Annotated in this window: 10 protein-coding genes; 1 reads left to right on the plus strand and 9 read right to left on the minus strand. The window is 49.3% G+C overall.

Going from position 1 to position 18461, the window contains the following annotated elements:
• Positions 1-91: 91 nt before the first annotated feature.
• The gene (locus tag DET62_RS07940; RefSeq protein WP_110013596.1) at positions 92-3145 is read right to left on the minus strand and encodes an efflux RND transporter permease subunit; all 3054 of its coding nucleotides are present in this window, start codon (positions 3143-3145) and stop codon (positions 92-94) included.
• On the minus strand, positions 3145-4212 hold the full coding sequence (locus tag DET62_RS07945; RefSeq protein WP_110013595.1) for an efflux RND transporter periplasmic adaptor subunit: 1068 nt from the start codon (positions 4210-4212) through the stop codon (positions 3145-3147). Before DET62_RS07945 ends, DET62_RS07940 begins: the two co-directional genes overlap by 1 nt.
• A 106-nt stretch (positions 4213-4318) precedes the next feature.
• On the opposite strand from DET62_RS07945, the gene DET62_RS07950 reads away from it, so the two are divergent.
• Positions 4319-5197 (plus strand): LysR family transcriptional regulator, encoded by an 879-nt coding sequence (locus DET62_RS07950; protein WP_110013594.1) that lies wholly within the window; start codon positions 4319-4321, stop codon positions 5195-5197.
• Between the two features lie 202 nt (positions 5198-5399).
• Here the strand turns inward: DET62_RS07950 and DET62_RS07955 are convergent, their stop codons facing one another.
• From DET62_RS07955 to aceE, 7 genes are all read right to left on the minus strand, one after another.
• The gene (locus DET62_RS07955; protein WP_110013593.1) at positions 5400-8501 is read right to left on the minus strand and encodes a CusA/CzcA family heavy metal efflux RND transporter; all 3102 of its coding nucleotides are present in this window, start codon (positions 8499-8501) and stop codon (positions 5400-5402) included.
• Between the two features lie 8 nt (positions 8502-8509).
• Positions 8510-9781, minus strand: a complete 1272-nt coding sequence (locus tag DET62_RS07960) for an efflux RND transporter periplasmic adaptor subunit (RefSeq protein ID WP_219968602.1) — start codon at positions 9779-9781, stop codon at positions 8510-8512.
• Between the two features lie 43 nt (positions 9782-9824).
• Entirely contained in the window at positions 9825-10178 is a 354-nt protein-coding gene (locus DET62_RS07965; RefSeq protein ID WP_133566286.1) for a hypothetical protein, read from the minus strand.
• Positions 10179-10255: 77 nt separating this feature from the next.
• Positions 10256-12325 (minus strand): M13 family metallopeptidase, encoded by a 2070-nt coding sequence (locus DET62_RS07970; RefSeq protein WP_110013591.1) that lies wholly within the window; start codon positions 12323-12325, stop codon positions 10256-10258.
• A 134-nt stretch (positions 12326-12459) separates the two neighbouring features.
• On the minus strand, positions 12460-13887 hold the full coding sequence (lpdA, locus tag DET62_RS07975) for a dihydrolipoyl dehydrogenase (RefSeq protein ID WP_110013590.1): 1428 nt from the start codon (positions 13885-13887) through the stop codon (positions 12460-12462).
• Positions 13888-13998: 111 nt separating this feature from the next.
• Positions 13999-15768, minus strand: coding sequence for a dihydrolipoyllysine-residue acetyltransferase (gene aceF / locus DET62_RS07980; RefSeq protein WP_110013589.1), 1770 nt, complete (start codon positions 15766-15768; stop codon positions 13999-14001).
• A gap of 12 nt (positions 15769-15780) precedes the next feature.
• The gene (aceE, locus tag DET62_RS07985; protein WP_110013588.1) at positions 15781-18453 is read right to left on the minus strand and encodes a pyruvate dehydrogenase (acetyl-transferring), homodimeric type; all 2673 of its coding nucleotides are present in this window, start codon (positions 18451-18453) and stop codon (positions 15781-15783) included.
• Positions 18454-18461: the final 8 nt, after the last annotated feature.

Raw genomic sequence — 18461 nt, forward strand, 5'->3', positions numbered from 1 at the left:
GGCGCATTATACGGATTTTACTGTTAAATTCCCATGACACGGGGCTATAAAACAGATAATTCAGGGTATAAATGGGGTGAATGCGCCCGGGTTACGGGCGCGGTACTCGTTGCACTATGGCGTACATGACAGGCACAACAAACAAGGTCAGCAAAGTGGCAAAACCGAGACCAAACATGATGACCGTTGCCATGCTGGCAAAGAAGTCATCGAACAGCAGCGGGATCATCCCCAAAATGGTGGTGGCTGCCGCCATGCCTACCGGACGAACACGGCTAACCGCAGCATCGCTTAACGCTTGGGTTGCTTCTTTACCGGCGTCAAGCTCAGCATTAACCTGTTCCAGTAACACCACACCGTTTTTAATCAGCATGCCGGAAAGGCTGAGGAAGCCGAGTAACGCCATAAAGCCAAAGGGTTTATCCAAAAGCAAGAGCCCAACAGTCACACCAATAATGGAAAGTGGTACGGTCGTCCACAACACAGCGGCCTGACGAATGCTGTTAAACAGCAGCACGGTGATAATAAACATCACCAGAAAACCTAAGGGCAAGGCACCAAACAACGCTTTTTCGGCTTTACCGGCGGCTTCATGCTCGCCGCCCCAGGTTAATTCGTAACCTAGCGGCAAGTCGATACCCTCAAGCTTAGGCCGGACCCGCTCAAATACTTGCGCGGCCGTTTCCTCACCCAGTAAGTCGTGATCGGCCATAACAGTGAGTGTTCGCTTACGGTCACGACGGAGTATTAAAGGGTCTTCCCAAACCACATCAATTGAACGCGCAACTTGAGCCAAAGGTACAAAACGGTCGAACGCCGGACTGTAAATTTGCAGCTCCTGCCAGTTGTCTAAATCGACCCTCTCTGCCGCGGGTGCACGCTGCACTATCGGTAATAAATCGGTGCCATCGCGGTAAATGCCAATTTGCCGGCCAACAAAATTAGCCAGTAGCAGATTGTTCACGTCTTCTTTTGTAATGCCGGCGCGCCGGCCTGCCGCTTCGTCGTATTCCGGCCGCAACAATTTGGTCGGCGTACGCCAGTCGGAACGAATGTTTACTGCGCCTGAATCCTCGGCAAGAATAGCCTGGGCCTTTTTACTTAGCTCACGCAGGGTACCAATATCCGGGCCGGAAAAACGTGCTTCAATCTTTGCCGGAGTAGCCGGACCAATTTCAACCCGTATCAGTTTGTCCTCAACGTCCGGATGCTCTTCACGAATTCGCTCACGAATGTCACGCATTAACGCATCCATCGCGTCTTTGCCTTCTACCCGTACCAGCAACTGCGCATAACTTTCGTAACTTTTTTCCACCAGATACGTCAGGGTAAATCGCGGCGCGCCCTGCCCGATGGTTGTCGCAACCGAAGTGACGTCACTTTTCTCCAGAAGATAATCTTCCAGGCGCTTAGAGTCCTGTTCGGTATGACGAATGTCGGTACCCTGAGGATACCAGAGATCGACATAAAATAACGGCGTTGTCGATGGCGGGAAAAATGCTTGTTTCGCCTGTCCGAATCCAACCACCGCTGCCACCAACGTCACGAGCATTACCAGCATACTGATAATGCGGTGACGCAAACAAACAGCCAGCATTTTCTTATAGCCACGATAAACCGGATGAGAAAAGACATCGTCCTGCTCATCGCTATTACCAATGTCCTTCGCAGAGTATAAGCGGTCGGCTAAAAACGGAATGAGGGTCAGTGCAGTCACCCAACTCAGCAGCAAGGAGATCAGCAGCACCCAGAATAAACTCCCGGCAAATTCACCAGTGGCGTCTGACGATAAACCGATTGGCGCGAAGGCAATAATGCCGATAACAGTCGCTCCCAGTAGCGGCCACTGGTTTTGCTTGACCACGCTAACGGCGGCATCCACTTTACTCATGCCCCGTCGCATACCAACCATAATACCGTCGGCAATGACTATCGCGTTATCCACCAGCATGCCCAGCGCAATAATCAACGCACCGAGGGAAACTCGTTGCAGGTTAATATCTCCCAGGCGCATAAAAATGAAGGTGCCCAGCACCGTCAACAACAGTACCGTGCCAATCAGCAAGCCACTACGGAAGCCCATGGTCAGCAGTAATGCAATAATAACGATGGCCACCGCCTCTACCAGGTTCAGCAGAAAATCATTAACTGAGTTTTCAACTTGATGCGGCTGATCGTAAATACGGTCGACAGACATCCCTATAGGCTTAGCATACTCCAGCTCATCCATTCGTTTTTGCAGACGCTCTCCCACTTCGACAACATTCACGTTATCCGCAAATGACAATGCCAGCCACAAGGAAGCCTTTCCGTTATAGCGCACCACATGATCCGGAATGTCTTTGGTTTCACGATAAATGGTCGCTACATCACGCAAGTAGATACGCTGTTCAGCGCCGGGGTTACTAATAACCAGCTTTGCCATATCTTCCACATTGGCAAATTCACCGCTGGTTGCAATGCGCAATGCTTCCTGGTCAACGGTTACCCGTCCGGCGTTTGCTACGGCATTCTGAGTTTGCAGCAGCCCAGCAATACGGCTGGGGGGAACCCCAAAATTTGCCAGGCGTGAGCGCGACACTTCTACCACAACCTGCTCTTGTTGCTCTCCCGCAAGAGTGACTTTGCCTACACCATCAACTAAAACCAGTTCACGACGCAAAAAGTCAGCATAATGCTCAATATCTTTGTAGGAATAATCGGGCCCGGTAATGGCCATCATAACGCCATACACGTCAGCAAAGTCATCGCGAATAATAGGCTCGCTGGTGCCAGGAGGAAGCTGACCTTTGGTGTCGTTAATTTTACGCCGCAATTCGTCCCATATTTGGTGCAAGTGCTCTTCACGGTAGATGCTTTTCATCTCAACCGTTATTTGCGACAACCCGGGCTTGGAAATCGACTTTACGTGGTCGACGTAACTTAGCTCCTGAATGGCATTTTCCAGCTTGTAGGTCACCTCTTCTTCTACCTGCTGAGCTGATGCTCCCGGGTATGGCGTAATGACCATGGCTTGCTTAATTGTGAATTTGGGATCTTCCAGACGACCAAGCTGAGTCAGGGCAACCAGGCCACCAATTAACAGGATGAGGAATAACATCCAGCTCGTGGTTTTTCGCTCCATGCTGTATTGAGCTATATTCATTACAGACCCCGTTCACGTTGCCATTCACGAACTTGCTGATTCTCTTTCAGCTGATGAACGCCTGCTATGACTATGGTTTCCCCCTCCTGCAGCCCGTCGAGTACCGTAAGGCCATCGTTGGTCATTGGTCCGACATTCACTTTACGTTTTTGCACGCGCATATCGTCGTTAACAACCCAGACATAGGAAGCGTCGTTTGTTTCACTAAACACCGCTTTAGCCGGAACCACCATGCCAATTTGAGAGGAGCGCAGCACTTCATTAATATCGACAATAACCGTTGCGGTCATGCCTGGCAGCACGTTGATATCTTGAGGTTTAGGTAAAGTGAATACGACTTCATAAGCATTCGTCGCGCCATCAGACTGCGAGTCCCACTCTTTTAAATGAGCCGGATAAGTAAATTCCGGTGCGGCATCAAAGCGCACTTCAGGCTGATAATCGATTTGCTTTTTAACCTTGGCAAAGAGTTTTTCCGGTACATTAATACTGATATCAATAGCGTTGCTGATTTGTAACGTCACAATGGGCTGTTTAGCCTGCACATTCTCATAAGCTTCCACGGCCAGGTTAGCTACAACGCCGTCAAAAGGTGCTGTGAGCCTGGTATAGCGTAGGTTCGCTTTTGCGGTTTCGTAGTTTGACTTAGCAACGGCTAATTCTGACTCTATTTGGTCAAACTGCCCTTCCGACATGACACCTTCATTAACTAAAACTTGGTTTCGTTCATATTGAGAAGACGCCAGCTCATATTGTGCTTTTGCCTGATCGACAGCCAGTTGATAGTCGGTTGGATCCAACTGTGCGATAAGGTCGCCCTGCTTTACTTCGGTACCCGGCCGGGCTGGTAACTCGGTAATTTCTCCTGCAACGCGGAACGTCAATTGCGCCACTTTAGCCGCCTCGACCACCGCCGGAAATTCGCGTAACCGCGGACCGTCAGCTTCAGTCACTTGCATAAGCCGCGCCGGGCGCGCTTGTTGAGTATCATTAACTTCTGCTTGTTCACTGCACGCCGCTATAACAACAGCAGCCAGAGCGATAGAAAGAGGTTTCAGCCAGCGCATGAATTCAGTTCCGATATTTTCAGGGAAATTTAATTGGAATAAGTTTACCGTAAGTATAGTTACAGTTATATTGAATTAAAATTAAAAAGATAATCAGAAAAATTTAATGAATTTATCTCACCTAAAAATGATGATTACCGTAGCTAACCTCGGTAGTCTGCAAAAAACAGCCGAGCAACTCAACCGCACACAGTCTGCAGTGAGTATGGCGTTGAAAAAACTGGAAGAGAACGCCGGTTTCGCCTTATTTAACCGTGACGGTTATCGCCTGGAACTGACCGAGCAAGGTCAGCATTTTCTGCGGCAGGCAGAGGAAGTGGTACGTCAGCAGCAACGGCTGCAATCACTTGCTAACCAACTAAAGCACGGTGCAGAACCTTTGCTGACGCTGTGCTATGACCATACCTGTGACAGCAAACTCTGGGTACCCAGTATTCAGCACATTCAACAACAATACCCTGCTACCGAACTGCACGTAGACGGCGAGTCACAAATGCGGGCGCTGAAGCGTATCGATAACGGCAGCGCCGACTTAGCTTTGTGCCCCTGGCTGCCTTTATTTCGCCAGTACGGCGACTTTGAAACTCTGCCGGTGGCACCGTTTGAATTAACGGTTGTGATGTCAGCCGCGCTGATGAAAGAGTTTGGTCGTATGCCGCAAAGTCGCCAGGATTTATTAGAGCTGCCTATGCTGGTACCGCAGAATCTGGAGATAGGCATTAATCTGGATGCAGTACTGCGTCTGCCCAGTCAGCAGCGCATAAGGGTGAACGAGGTGAATACTCAGTTTGAATTGCTAATGGCCGGTTTTGGCTGGGGCATTATTCCCAAACACATTGCCCTGGACGCCCTTGAGCAGGGCAAGCTGGTTGAAATTAGCATTCCCGGATTCGTTCAGCAAGTGCGCCTCGAAATTCATTTGGTGCGCTCTGCAAACAGGACGTTAGGCCCCGCTGCTAACGCTATCTGGCAGCGGTTTGCCTAACGTTCACGTCAGGTGGTGTGCCGGATGACGAGCGCTGGAGGCTGTAGTGAACCATTGTGGAGGACGCCCGTGAATACATCCCTGTAGGGCTTGGGCAGCGCCATCCATGGCGCTGCACACCTCCTCAATGGTTCACTACAGCCGTCTGGCGCACTCTTTATCCACCACACCACCTGACCTATAAATTCAGACCCATAAGTAATTACTTCCGCGCTAGATAAAACACGGCGGGGATCACTAGCATGGAAATTAGTGGTGCCAGTACCATACCACCCACCATAGGAGCGGCGATGCGCTGCATGACTTCGTTACCAACACCGCCGCCCAGCATTATCGGTAGTAGGCCGACAATAATGGTCAGCACGGTCATGGCTTTGGGTCGTACCCGCAGCAACGCGCCTTCTTCTACTGCTGCTTTTAGCTGATTTTTGTCGTACGCCACGGCTTTCCAGGCATTGTTTAAATACAACAACATCACCACGCCGAATTCCGCGGCGACACCGGCAAGAGCTATCATGCCGACAATAACGGCCAGTGACAGATTGTAATCCAACAGATAAATCAGCCATAAGCTACCGGTTAATGCCAGAGGTAAGGTACCTATCACCAGTAATGCCTGCGGTAGCGAACGGAAGGTCATGTAAAGCAACAACAGAATAACCAGCAACGTCAGAGGAATGATCTCTTTTAAATCACTTTCCACCTGTTGCATGGCTTTGTATTGCCCGGTCCAGCTCCAGTTGTAACCTACCGGTATTTCCATTTTAGCCATAGCATCGCCGACTTGATTAATGTAGTCGCTAACCGTGATGCCTTTAGCCGGTTCAATAAAGATCCAGCTGCTTAAGCGGGCGTCCTCACTTTTCAGCATAGCCGGGCCCTGAGTCACCCTAATGTCAGCCACATCGGATAACGTCAGCCATTTTCCGGAGGCCGATTTAACCGGCAGAGTTTTCAGCTTCTCGATATGGTCGCGTTGCTCTCGCGGATAGCGCAAGTTGATAGGAAAACGCTCATTTCCCTGTACCGATGTCGCAATATTCGCACCACCAATCGCGTACTGAATATGATCGTGAATGTCGCTTTGGCTAATGCCGTAACGGGCAGCTTCACGCAGTTTCGGCTCTATCTCGATATAACGACCGCCACCAGAGCGCTCTGCAATGACCGAACCTGTCGCCTCCTCTTCAGAAAGAGTATTTTCAATACGGGTCGCCAACTTTTCTATTTCACGAAAGTCACTACCGCTGACTTTAATAGCCAACGGGGTTTTAACGCCGGTGGCCAGCATTTCAATGCGGGTACGAATAGGCTGAACCCAGGCGTTGGTCACGCCAGGTATTTGCACCCGGTCATCCAGCTCAGCAATGATGTCGTCCACCGTGATTCCTTCACGCCATTCACTTTCAGGCTTGAGAGTAATGCTGGTTTCTATCATCGTCATTGGTGCCGGATCGGTGGCGGTGTCAGCACGACCGACTTTACCGAACACACGCTCAACTTCGGGCTGCTCTGCAATGAGCTTATCGGTTTGCTGTAGCAACTCACCGGCACTTTCAACACTGATACCCGGCAGAGTGGTGGGCATGTACATGAGGTCACCCTCATGTAGCGGCGGCATCAGCTCGTAATTGAGTTCTTTATACGGGTGCCAGGCAGAAGCCGTAACCAAAAGAGCCAGCACGATAATGGTTTTAGGGAACTTAAGTGTGAAAGCCAGCAGTGGCCGGTAAAGCGCAATTAACCCACGCGACAACCAGTTCTTTTCTTCAGCAGGTATTTTCCCACGAACCAGTAACGCAATCAGCACGGGAATAAGTGTCACGGCAATAATTGCGGCAGCGGCCATGGCCAGAGTTTTGGTATAGGCTAAAGGCTCAAACAGACGCCCCTGCTGGCCTTGCAGCACAAATACCGGAACAAAGCTGACGGTAATGACCAGTAGCGAGAAGAACAGTGAAGGCCCCACTTCGCGACAGGCTTCATTCACAATTTTCAGCCGCGCGGCGCCTTTAGCTACTATCTGATGCCGTTCCTGATAGTTCTGCAGATGCTTGTGGGTGTTTTCGATCATGACAATGGCAGCATCCACCAACGCACCAATCGCAATGGCGATTCCCCCCAGGCTCATAATGTTGGCACTGATACCCAGCATGTTCATTATCCACACCGCGAACAACACCGACAGCGGCAAACTGATAATGGCCACCACTGCCGAGCGCGCATGCCAGAGAAACAAAATGCACACCACAGCAACAAAGAACATTTCTTCTATCAGCTTGGTGGTGAGGTTATCTGTCGATGCCTGGATCAGGTTTGAGCGGTCATAGGTCGGCACCACTTTGACGCCGTCGGGCAGACCCTGTTTTAGCTCCTCCAGTTTATCTTTTACTGCGGCAATGGTTTGTAGGGCATTTTCGCCATGACGCATCACCACAATACCACCCACGACTTCGCCGTCACCATTCAGCTCGGTAATACCGCGGCGCACCTGCGGCCCAATGCGAATATCAGCCACTTCTTCCAACAGCACAGTACCCTGCTGCTCTGATGTGAGCGGCAAGGGAATTTTGCGAATGTCTTCGACACTTTTTAAATACCCTAAGCCACGTACCATGTATTCGGCTTCGCCCATTTCAACCACAGAGCCACCTACTTCATTATTGGCCTGCTGAATGCTTTGCTTTACTTGGTTCAGAGTAAGGTTATAACGATGCAAGGCTTCCGGCTGCAGCACCACCTGATAGGTTTCGACCATGCCACCAACAGTGGCAATTTCAGCCACGCCCTGCACACTTTGCAGCTCCTGTTTTAAAAACCAGTTTTGCAGGCGGGTTAGTTCGCCTAAGTTGAGCTGATTGGTTTCGTCGACCAATGCGTATTGATACACCCAGCCAATGCCAGATGCGTCGGGACCTAACTCCGGCCGAACCTGGTCCGGAAGCTGGCTTTGTGCCTGATCCAGGTATTCGTTCACCCGACTTCTGGCCCAGTAGGGGTCGGTTCCGTCTTCAAAAATAACGTATACATACGAGTCGCCAAAGAACGAAAACCCACGTACGGAGGTGGCTTTAGGTACGGAAAGCATTACACTGGACAGCGGATACGTCACCTGCTCTTCCACTACCGCCGGCGCTTGTCCCGGGTAATTGGTTTTGACGATAACCTGCACTTCCGATAAGTCCGGTATTGCGTCCAGTTTGGTCTGCTGCAGCGACTGCCAGGCCCAGAATGCCAGACCTAAGAACAGCAATAACACCATCCACGAATTACGTATGGAGGCTTCAATAATACGAGCTAACATAAAACCTCCTAGTGGTTATGTTGTGGCGCAGGAGCGTCGTCGCTGCTACCCAGGCCGAGGCCTTGCAAGCTGGCTTCAGAATCCAGAAGGAATTGCCCGGAAGTGACCACTAACTCACCTTCCCGAAGACCTTCTTCAATGGCAATTTCGTTGCCCACACGCAGCCCGGTCGTTACTTCACGCACTTCAAATTTGCGCTCACCGGATTTAACCACCACGCGGTTATTGGTTCCGGTGACAATTAAGCTAGCAACCGGCACAACCACTGCGTCTTTTACTGGCTCCAGTTCAATGTGCGCGGTTGCCCATAGGCCTTCACGTAGCCGGTCAATGGAGTCGTTAACCGGAATGCGGACTTTGATGGTTTGGGTTTTCGGGTCGACTTGTGGATAAATGTAGTCAATGGTGTTCATCCAGTGGCCGCCGGGAAAATGTTCAGAAGATATATGTGCCATTTGTCCGGTTTTTAACTGTTTACTGTAACGCGCCGGAACATCGGCAAAAAACCACAGCTGATTGTCCTGCGTCAGAGTCAGTAATTTAAGCCCGGGAGACACATACATGCCTTCCTGAATATCCAGACTGGTAATATAGCCAGACTCAGGCGCGTAATAGTCCACCACATATTCGGTTTCGCCACCTTGCTCCAGCGCTTTAATTTGCGTCTCGCTCATACCCAGCAAACGCAAACGTTGCTGGCCACGGCGTTTAAAGCTTTTCTGGTTGTCACCGTTGCGGATATCCGAGAGTGAATCAAGCAGTTGCAGATAGTCGTCCTGTGCAACAACCAGGTCTGGTGCGTACAGGCTGTAGAGTTTGTCGCCTTTTTCTACCCACTGACCTTCAACGTCGGCGTGTAATTCTTCTACCCAGCCTTCGGCGCGACTGTGGATATGGCGTTGTGCAGATTCCTGCCAACGTACCTGAGCCTGCGCCATGAGTTGCGGCTGTAAGTCTTTACGAACTGCTTTTGCGGTGGTTACCCGAATAGCCTGCTGACTGGACTCTGGTACGGTGAAGCTTTTTTCACTCGCAGCCGCACTCCCTTGCTGATGCTCAGAATGGTCCTCAGCCTGGTCATCTTTAGGTTCTTTTTTAACCAAATCCATACCGCAAATTGGGCAGGTTCCCGGCTCGTCACGAACCACCTGACTGTGCATAGGGCACACATATTCGGTGCTCTGCTCGAACGGGTTTTGATCTTCTGAATGATTGTGATTGTGTTCCTGAGCCAAAGTTAAAAATGGGATCAGGACAAATATAGCTATCCAATAACGCATGGTATTTCCTCGAAAACAACGGTTTAAGACGTAAAAACTGGACTTAAACTGCGTGTTTCGGCGGACGTATCAGCGTTTCAGTAATAACAGGAAGGTTTGAATAAAGGGGGCCGACAGCGTGTGTGGATGCTGCTGGTGAAAGTTGTTTGAATGGATTTATCAACGCCAGTTGACCGGCACAATGTTGTTCACACTGCTGACAAAAGGAGCTTTCGCTGTCGCAGTTCGACTGTTCCATCGACATATCGGACTCATCACAACAGTCATGCTGTGACATATCGTGAGATGATGAAGCACTAACGGTGTCTGACATAGGCATAGCATGCACTGCTGGTGAGGAGAAACTTCCCACCAGCAATGCTGCAACTAATACCCAGACAACCGTTAGTGTTTTCATATCGTAGCCTGACATTTATGTCAGGTCCTATATTGCTCCTGATGTAAACATCAGGCTACTTGCGTCATACCAGTAGCTTACCAGATAGTAACGCGGTTTTCAGCCGGAACGAACAGCTCGTCGCCTTCTTTAACATCAAAGGCTTCGTAAAACGCCGGAACGTTCACAACGGTACCGTTAACACGATACACGGCTGGTGAATGCGGGTCACTCATAACCTGCTCACGAATAGCATCTTCGCGATACTTGCCGCGCCATACCTGAGCCCAGCCAATGAACACACGCTGTTCGCCGGTAAAGCCATCCAGAACTGGCGCTTCTTCGCCGTCTAATGACATTTTGTACGCTTCGTACGCGATGGTCAGGCCGGCTAAATCGCCAATATTTTCGCCCAGAGTCAGGTCGCCGTTAACGTTAAGGCCTTCGATAGGTTCATACTCGCTGTACTGTGCAGACAATTGCTGAGTCCGTTCCTCGAACGCTTTTTTATCAGCATCAGTCCACCAGCTTTGCAGGTTACCGTCGCCATCGTATTTGGCACCCTGGTCGTCAAAACCGTGTCCCATTTCGTGACCGATTACCGCACCGATACCACCGTAGTTCACCGCCATTTCAGCGTCCATATCAAAGAATGGAGGCTGCAGAATGCCGGCCGGGAAAACGATTTCGTTACGTACAGGGCTGTAGTAAGCGTTGACTGTTTGCGGAGTCATGCCCCAATCTTCTTCATCAACAGGACCGCCAATTTTGGCAATTTCTTCCTGATAATTGAACTCAGCGTAAGCTTTGTAGTTAGCAACTAAGTCAGTTGACGAAATTTCCAGTTCGCTGTAGTCGCGCCACTTGCTTGGATAGCCTACTTTCGGGTCAAACTTCTCCAGCTTCTCTAAAGCTTTTTCTTTGGTTTCGTCCGTCATCCACTCCAGGTTACGAATCGATTGACCATAAGCATCACGCAAGTTTTCAATCAAGCCTTCCATTTTTTCTTTCGCTTCTGGCGGGAAGTACTCTTTTACGTAGACCTGTCCCAGCACTTCACCCAATACGCTATTGGTTGCGTCTACTGCGCGTTTCCAGCGCGGTTCCTGCTCTGGCGTACCACGTAAGGTTTTTCCATAAAATTCAAAACGACGCTTGCTGATGTCTTCGCTTAGCGCAGAAGCGTACTCGTTCACCAGACGGAAACTTAAATAGTCTTTCCAGGCCTGTAAATCAACGTCGTTAAATAATTCACCAAACTCTTCAAAGTACGATGGCTGACGAATTACCATTTCTTCAACGTCAGATAAGTCGGACGTATCGATGAAACGTTTGAAGTCAAAGTCTGCCAACAGATCAGCAACTTCATCAGCTGACTTTTTATTGTAGGTTTTATCAGCATCACGGCTTTCTACGCGACTCCACTGAATATCAGCAAGTTGAGTTTCTAGTTCCAGAATACGTTCAGCGGCGTCATCGGCATTTTCAACACCGACCATTGCCAGAATGTCCTCGGCGTATTCAAGGTAAGCGTCGCGAAACTCTTCAAACTTTTCATCGTCTTTCAGGTAATAATCGCGATCTGGCAGACCAAGACCTGACTGTGAAACATACATCGCGTTAATTTGTGGGTCTTTTGCATCCGGGTAAACATAAAAGCCAAATGGAATTGAAACGCCCCCACGGAACATGCGTGCCATATGTTCAGCAACTGAACCATGATCTTGCAGTGCCTGAATAGCGTCTAAGTCGCTTGCAATTGGTTTTGCGCCCAGCTCGTTTAGCGTTTCAACATCCATATAGGCGTTGAAGAAGTCGCCAATTTTACGCTCGTTTGTGCCTGGCTCTGGGTTAGATGAGGCTGCTGATTCGATGATGTCGCGTAAACGTTTCTGGTTTTGCTCACGTAAATCGAAAAAAGAGCCTACCGATGAACGGTCAGAAGGAATTTCGGTCTTATCAATCCAGGTACCGTTTACATACCGGAATAGGTCATTCTGCGGTTTAACGCTGTGATCAAAGTTCTCAAGTACAACGCCCGAGCTCAGTTCTTGTTTTGTTTCTTCGGCCTGCTGGGTTTGTTGTTTTGATTCTTCCTGCTGCGGAGAACAGGCGCCCAGAGTTAATGCCATAGATACGCCAAGCGCTACAGCGGTTAATTTTTTCATCGGTTGTTACCCTTTCTTTAGTGTTCGTTATTTTAACTCCACTAAACTAGCGCATTGTGAAATTCAGCGCAAAAAAAACGGCTGCATTCGCGATGAATGCAGCCGTTTTACCGATGATTTATCGTAACAAAATGTTACTTCTTCTTTTTCGCCTTAGGATTCGGCATATCGGTAATAGAGCCTTCCTGAATTTCAGCAGCCAAACCAACCGATTCGTGCAAGGTTGGGTGTGCGTGAACGGTCAACGCGATGTCTTCTGCATCACAGCCCATCTCAATTGCCAGGCAAACTTCGCCCAACAATTCACCGGCGTTGGTGCCACACATAGAACCACCAATAATACGGTTGTTCTTATCAAAGATAAGCTTAGTCATACCTTGCTGTGCGTTTGAAGCAATAGCACGGCCTGAAGCTGACCAGGGGAAAGTCACTGCATCATATTCGATGCCCTGTTCTTTCGCTTCTTTCTCAGTAACACCTGCCCAGGCAACTTCCGGGTTGGTGTACATGATAGAAGGAATGACTTTAGGTTCGAAGAAGTGCTTCTTACCGGCAATAACCTCTGCCGCCACGTGCGATTCATGCACCGCTTTGTGCGCCAGCATAGGTTGACCGACAACATCACCAATAGCGAAAATGTGATCGACGTTAGTGCGCATCTGGCTATCAACTTTGATAAAGCCACGGTCATCAACGTTCACGCCTGCTTTATCGGCGTCAATTTTGTTACCATTTGGCGCACGGCCTACAGCAACCAGTACAGCGTCGTACTTGACTGGATCTTTTGGCGCTTTATCACCTTCAAAGGTCACGTACACACCGTCTTTTTTCGCTTCAACATTGGTCGCTTTGGTATTGAGCATAATATTCTCAAAACGGCCTTTTATTTGCTTGTTGAAGTTCTTGATGATGTCGGCATCCGCTGGCGGCACCAGTTGGTCAGTCATTTCAACCACATCGACTTTAGAACCTAATGACGCATAAACCTGCCCCATTTCCAACGCGATAATACCACCGCCTAACAACAGCATTTTCTTAGGAATTTCTTTCAGTTCCAGCGCGTCGGTGGAATCCCATACGCGGTCGTCGTCATGTGGAATGAACGGCAATTTAATGGCTTGAGAACCTGCAGCGATAATGGCGTTATCAAATTTAACTTCGGTTTCGCCGTCGTCGCCTTCAACTTTAATGGTGTTGCTGCCGGTAAATTTGCCGTAACCGTTAACAACTTTTACCTTGCGCATTTTTGACATCTGGCCAAGGCCACCGGTTAACTGGCCAACCACTTTTTCTTTGTGTTTACGCAGTTTATCCAGATCAATTTTTGGTTCGCCAAACTCAATACCTTCTTCCGCCAGGTGCTGAGCTTCTTCAATGTGCTTGGTCATATGCAGCAATGCTTTTGACGGGATACAGCCAACATTCAGGCAAACACCGCCCAAGGTGCTGTAACGCTCAATCAAAACAACATCCAGACCCAAATCAGCTGCACGGAAAGCTGCTGAATATCCGCCCGGGCCCGAACCTAACACCACTACCTGTGTTGTAATTTTGTCGCTCATGTTAACCCCTTTTTTGTCACAGCCAGTTGAGCCACCGGCTGCGCTCAGTCAACGCTAAATGTGGCGCTATTGTAGCGCGAATTTTTTCGTATTTCCTACCCCAATTGGTGCTTAAAGCACCAATTTGCGGATATCTCCCAGTACACCACTTAAATAGGCGGTGAAACGCGCGGCCTCAGCACCATCAATAACACGGTGATCGTATGACAACGATAATGGCAGAGTCAGACGTGGTTCAAACTCTTTGCCGTTCCATTTCGGTTTCATCTCGTTACGAGAGACCCCGAGAATGGCCACGTCAGGAGCATTCACGATAGGCGTAAAGGCTGTACCACCAATACCGCCCAGGCTGGAAATTGAGAAACACCCACCTTGCATATCGGTTGCTTTCAACTTACCGTCACGCGCCTTCGAACTAATTTCCACCAGTTCTTCCGAAAGCTCGTAAATGCCTTTTTTGTCGACATCACGAATAACCGGAACCACCAGACCATTTGGCGTATCAACCGCAACGCCAATGTTCACGTACTTCTTCATGTACAGTGATTCACCCGACTCTGATAAGGACGAATTAAAGGTCGGGAACTCACGCAGGCCTTTGGCACACGCTTTCAAAATAAACACTAACGGCGTTATCTTGAAGCCCAGATCTTTCTTCTTAGCCACTTCGTTTTCTGACTTACGGAAGTTTTCCAGCTCAGTAATATCGGCCTCATCGAACTGTGTTACGTGAGGGATAGTCACCCAGTTACGGTGCAGGTTTGGTCCAGATTTACGCTGAATGCGCGACAACTGAACTTCTTCCACTTCACCGAACTTGCTGAAGTCGACCTTAGGCGGGTCAATAACCTGTAATCCACCGCCACCCTGGCCTGTTGCACCAGCCACGGCTTTTGGACGGGACAGTTCGTATTTAACAAACTCCTGCACGTCTTCTTTCAGTATACGGTCTTTAGGGCCCGAGCCTTTCACTTGCGATAAGTCGACACCGAATTCACGTGCCACACGACGTACCGCAGGTGACGCATGCAGAATGCCTTCTTTACGATCGCTACGTTGGCTTGGATGATCAGGAACCGGCGGCTGGCGTTCGCTACTTGGCTTAACGCTACTGCCGCTGTCTTTTTCATCCTTCTGATCTTTGTCTTCAGATTTCTTGCCAGAGTCTTTATTAGATTCTGACTTCTCTTCTTTCGCTGAGTCTTTCTCTTCAGCGCCAGAGTCATCAGCACCGCCTGAAACTTTCAGCTTGGCAATAACAGAGCCTTGCGACACCTTGTCGCCGACCTTCACCAGCATTTCTTCAATTTCACCGTCTTCCGGGCAAGGCACATCCATAGTCGCCTTATCGGTTTCCAGAGTAATTAAACCATCTTCGGCAGAAACAGAATCACCTTTAGAGACCAGAATTTCGATGATTTCAACATCTTCTTCGTCACCAATATCCGGCACTTCTACGTCAATAACTTTGCTGCTTCCCCCGGAAGATTTTTTCTCAGGTTCAGAGTCTTCATCTTTCTCTTCTTCCTGTTTATCTTCCGATTCTTCAGCTTTGTCTTTGGTTGCTTCTTCGTCCGCTTTGTCGTCGGTTTTGTCTTCAGCTTCCTCTTCGCTGTCAGACTCATCCGATTCGTCGGCTCCTCCGGAAGCCTCAATCATTGCCAGCACGTCGCCTTCGCTAATGGTATCGCCAACTTTTACTTTCAGCTCGGTAATTTTACCGCCTGAAGATGCCGGGATATCCATGGAAGCTTTGTCGCTTTCGACAGTAACGATACCGTCTTCCTGCTCAACGGTATCGCCTTCACTGACCAAAATTTCAATGACTTCTACTTCTTCGCCGCCCACGTCGGGGACTTTGAGTTCGATTTGATCGGCCATCTCAGTACCTCCTTATGCTAAACGCGGGTTCAGCTTGTCAGTGTCGATATCGTAGTCTTTGATAGCTTTAGCTACCACTTTCTTATCGATATCACCTTGGTCTGCCAGTTCTTTCAGTGCTGCAACCACAATATAGTGCGGGTTCACTTCAAAGTGCTTACGCAAGTTAGCGCGGCTGTCCGAGCGTCCAAAGCCGTCGGTACCTAATACCCGGTAAGAGGTTGGTACCCAGGCGCGAACCTGATCAGCGTACAGCTTGATGTAGTCTGTTGCTGCTACTGCCGGTCCTTTCGCCTTTTTCATCACTTGCGTAATGTAGGCTTCTTTTTCTTTCTTCTCAGGGTTCAGCATGTTCCAACGGTCAGTATCCAGACCATCGCGCGCCAGCTCATTGAATGAAGTTACGCTGTAAACTGTTGAGTTCACGTCGTACTCTTCAGACAAGATTGTCGCTGCTTCACGTACTTGCTGCAAAATGGTACCACTGCCTAACAACTGAACATCGCCTTTAGCTTTGTTCTTGGCCTTCACTTTATCCAGTTCGTAAATACCTTTGATGATGCCTTCTTCGACACCTTCCGGCATTTCTGGTTGATGGTAGTTTTCGTTCATTACGGTGAGGTAATAGAAAACATTTTCCTGGTCGCCAAACATGCGTTTCAGGCCATCGTGCACGATAACTGCAATTTCATAACCGTAAGTCGGGTCATAGCTAATGCAGTTTGGCACCGTGCCAAAGTGAACCAGGCTGTGTCCGTCCTGATGCTGCAGACCTTCGCCATTGAGCGTTGTGCGACCGGCGGTACCACCAACCAGGAAGCCCCGGGTCTGACTGTCGCCAGCGGCCCAGACTAAGTCACCGACACGCTGGAAGCCGAACATAGAGTAATAAATGTAGAATGGAATCATCGGCTCGTTGTTTAACGAGTAACTGGTACCCGCGGCAACCCAGGATGCCATAGCACCCAGCTCGTTGATGCCTTCCTGAATCACCTGGCCTTTCTTATCTTCACGATAATAAGCCACCTGGTCTTTATCCTGCGGCGTGTATTTCTGGCCATGGTGTGAGTAAATACCCACCTGACGGAACAAGCCTTCCATACCAAAGGTACGAGCTTCATCCGGAATAATTGGCACAATACGTTTACCAATTTTCTTATCTTTCAACAGCGCGGTCAGCACGCGAACAAAGGCCATGGTTGAGGAAATTTCACGATCACCTGAACCTTTCAGTACCGCATCAAAAGCTTTCAATGCAGGCAATTCCAGTTCTACATCGCTTTCCGGACGACGTACCGGCATATAACCACCGAGCTTCTCGCGACGCTCGTTCAGGTACTTCATTTCATCGCTGTCGTCATCAAATTTGTAGTACGGCAGGTCTTCCAGCTCTTTGTCTTCAAACGGAATATTGAAACGGTCGCGCATGTGCTTAACCGCGTCTAAATCCATTTTCTTAACCTGGTGGGCAATATTTTTGCCTTCACCCGCGGCGCCCATGCCGTAACCTTTTACGGTTTTCGCTAAAATAACCTGTGGACGACCTTTGGTGTTTACCGCTTTATGGTAAGCCGAGTACACTTTTACCGGATCGTGACCACCACGGTTAAGGCGCCAAATGTCTTCATCAGATAAGTTGGCGACCATTTCTTCGGTTTCAGGGTACTTACCAAAGAAGTTTTCACGAGTGAACTTGCCACCTTTGGCTTTAAAGTTCTGGTAATCACCGTCAACGGTTTCTTCCATTAACTGTTGCAATTTACCTTCGGTATCGCGGTACAACAGCGGATCCCAGTAGCGGCCCCAGATAACTTTAATCACTTCCCAGCCAGCGCCGTGGAAGTTGCCTTCCAGTTCCTGGATAATTTTGCCGTTACCACGTACCGGACCGTCTAAGCGCTGCAGGTTACAGTTAATAACAAAGGTCAGGTTGTCCAGCTCTTCGCGAGCGGCCAGGCCAATAGCACCTAAGCTTTCTGGCTCATCGGTTTCACCGTCTCCTAAGAAGCAGTAAACGCGTTGTTTCGAGCAGTCTTTAATGCCGCGGTCCGTAAGATACTTAAGGAAACGGGCTAAATAGATAGCCTGAATTGGACCTAAGCCCATAGAAACCGTCGGGAACTGCCAGAAGTCCGGCATTAAGTTCGGGTGCGGATAAGAAGGTAAGCCTTTACCGTCGACTTCCTGACGGAAGTTATTGAGTTGCTCTTCGGTCAAGCGTCCTTCAATGAAAGCACGACCATAAATACCGGGTGACACATGGCCCTGAATAAACAGGAAGTCACCACCGTCACCTTCACTCGGTGCGCGGAAGAAATGGTTAAAGCCAACATCGTACAACATGGCTGAAGAAGCGAAACTGGCAAGGTGGCCACCCAGCTCTTCGCCTTTTTTCGATGCCCGCAACACCATCATGGCGGCATTCCAGCGAATAGCTGAACGAATGCGCGATTCCAGCGTCTGGTTACCCGGCATAGTGGGTTCCTGGCTGGCAGGAATGGTATTCAGATATGCGGTGGTTGGCTTATAGGGTAAATAAGCGCCATTGCGACGAGCTTTGTCGACCAATTGTTCTAACAGGTAGTGCGCTCTTTCCGGGCCTTCGGCCTCAAGCACACCCTCAAGAGCATCTAACCACTCCTGAGTTTCCTGCTGGTCGACATCTTTGTTTAATTCTTCACTCATAGCTATTC

It is taken from the genome of Idiomarina sp. H2, from assembly GCF_004364275.1.
In the GTDB taxonomy this organism is placed as follows: Bacteria; Pseudomonadota; Gammaproteobacteria; order Enterobacterales; family Alteromonadaceae; genus Idiomarina; species Idiomarina loihiensis.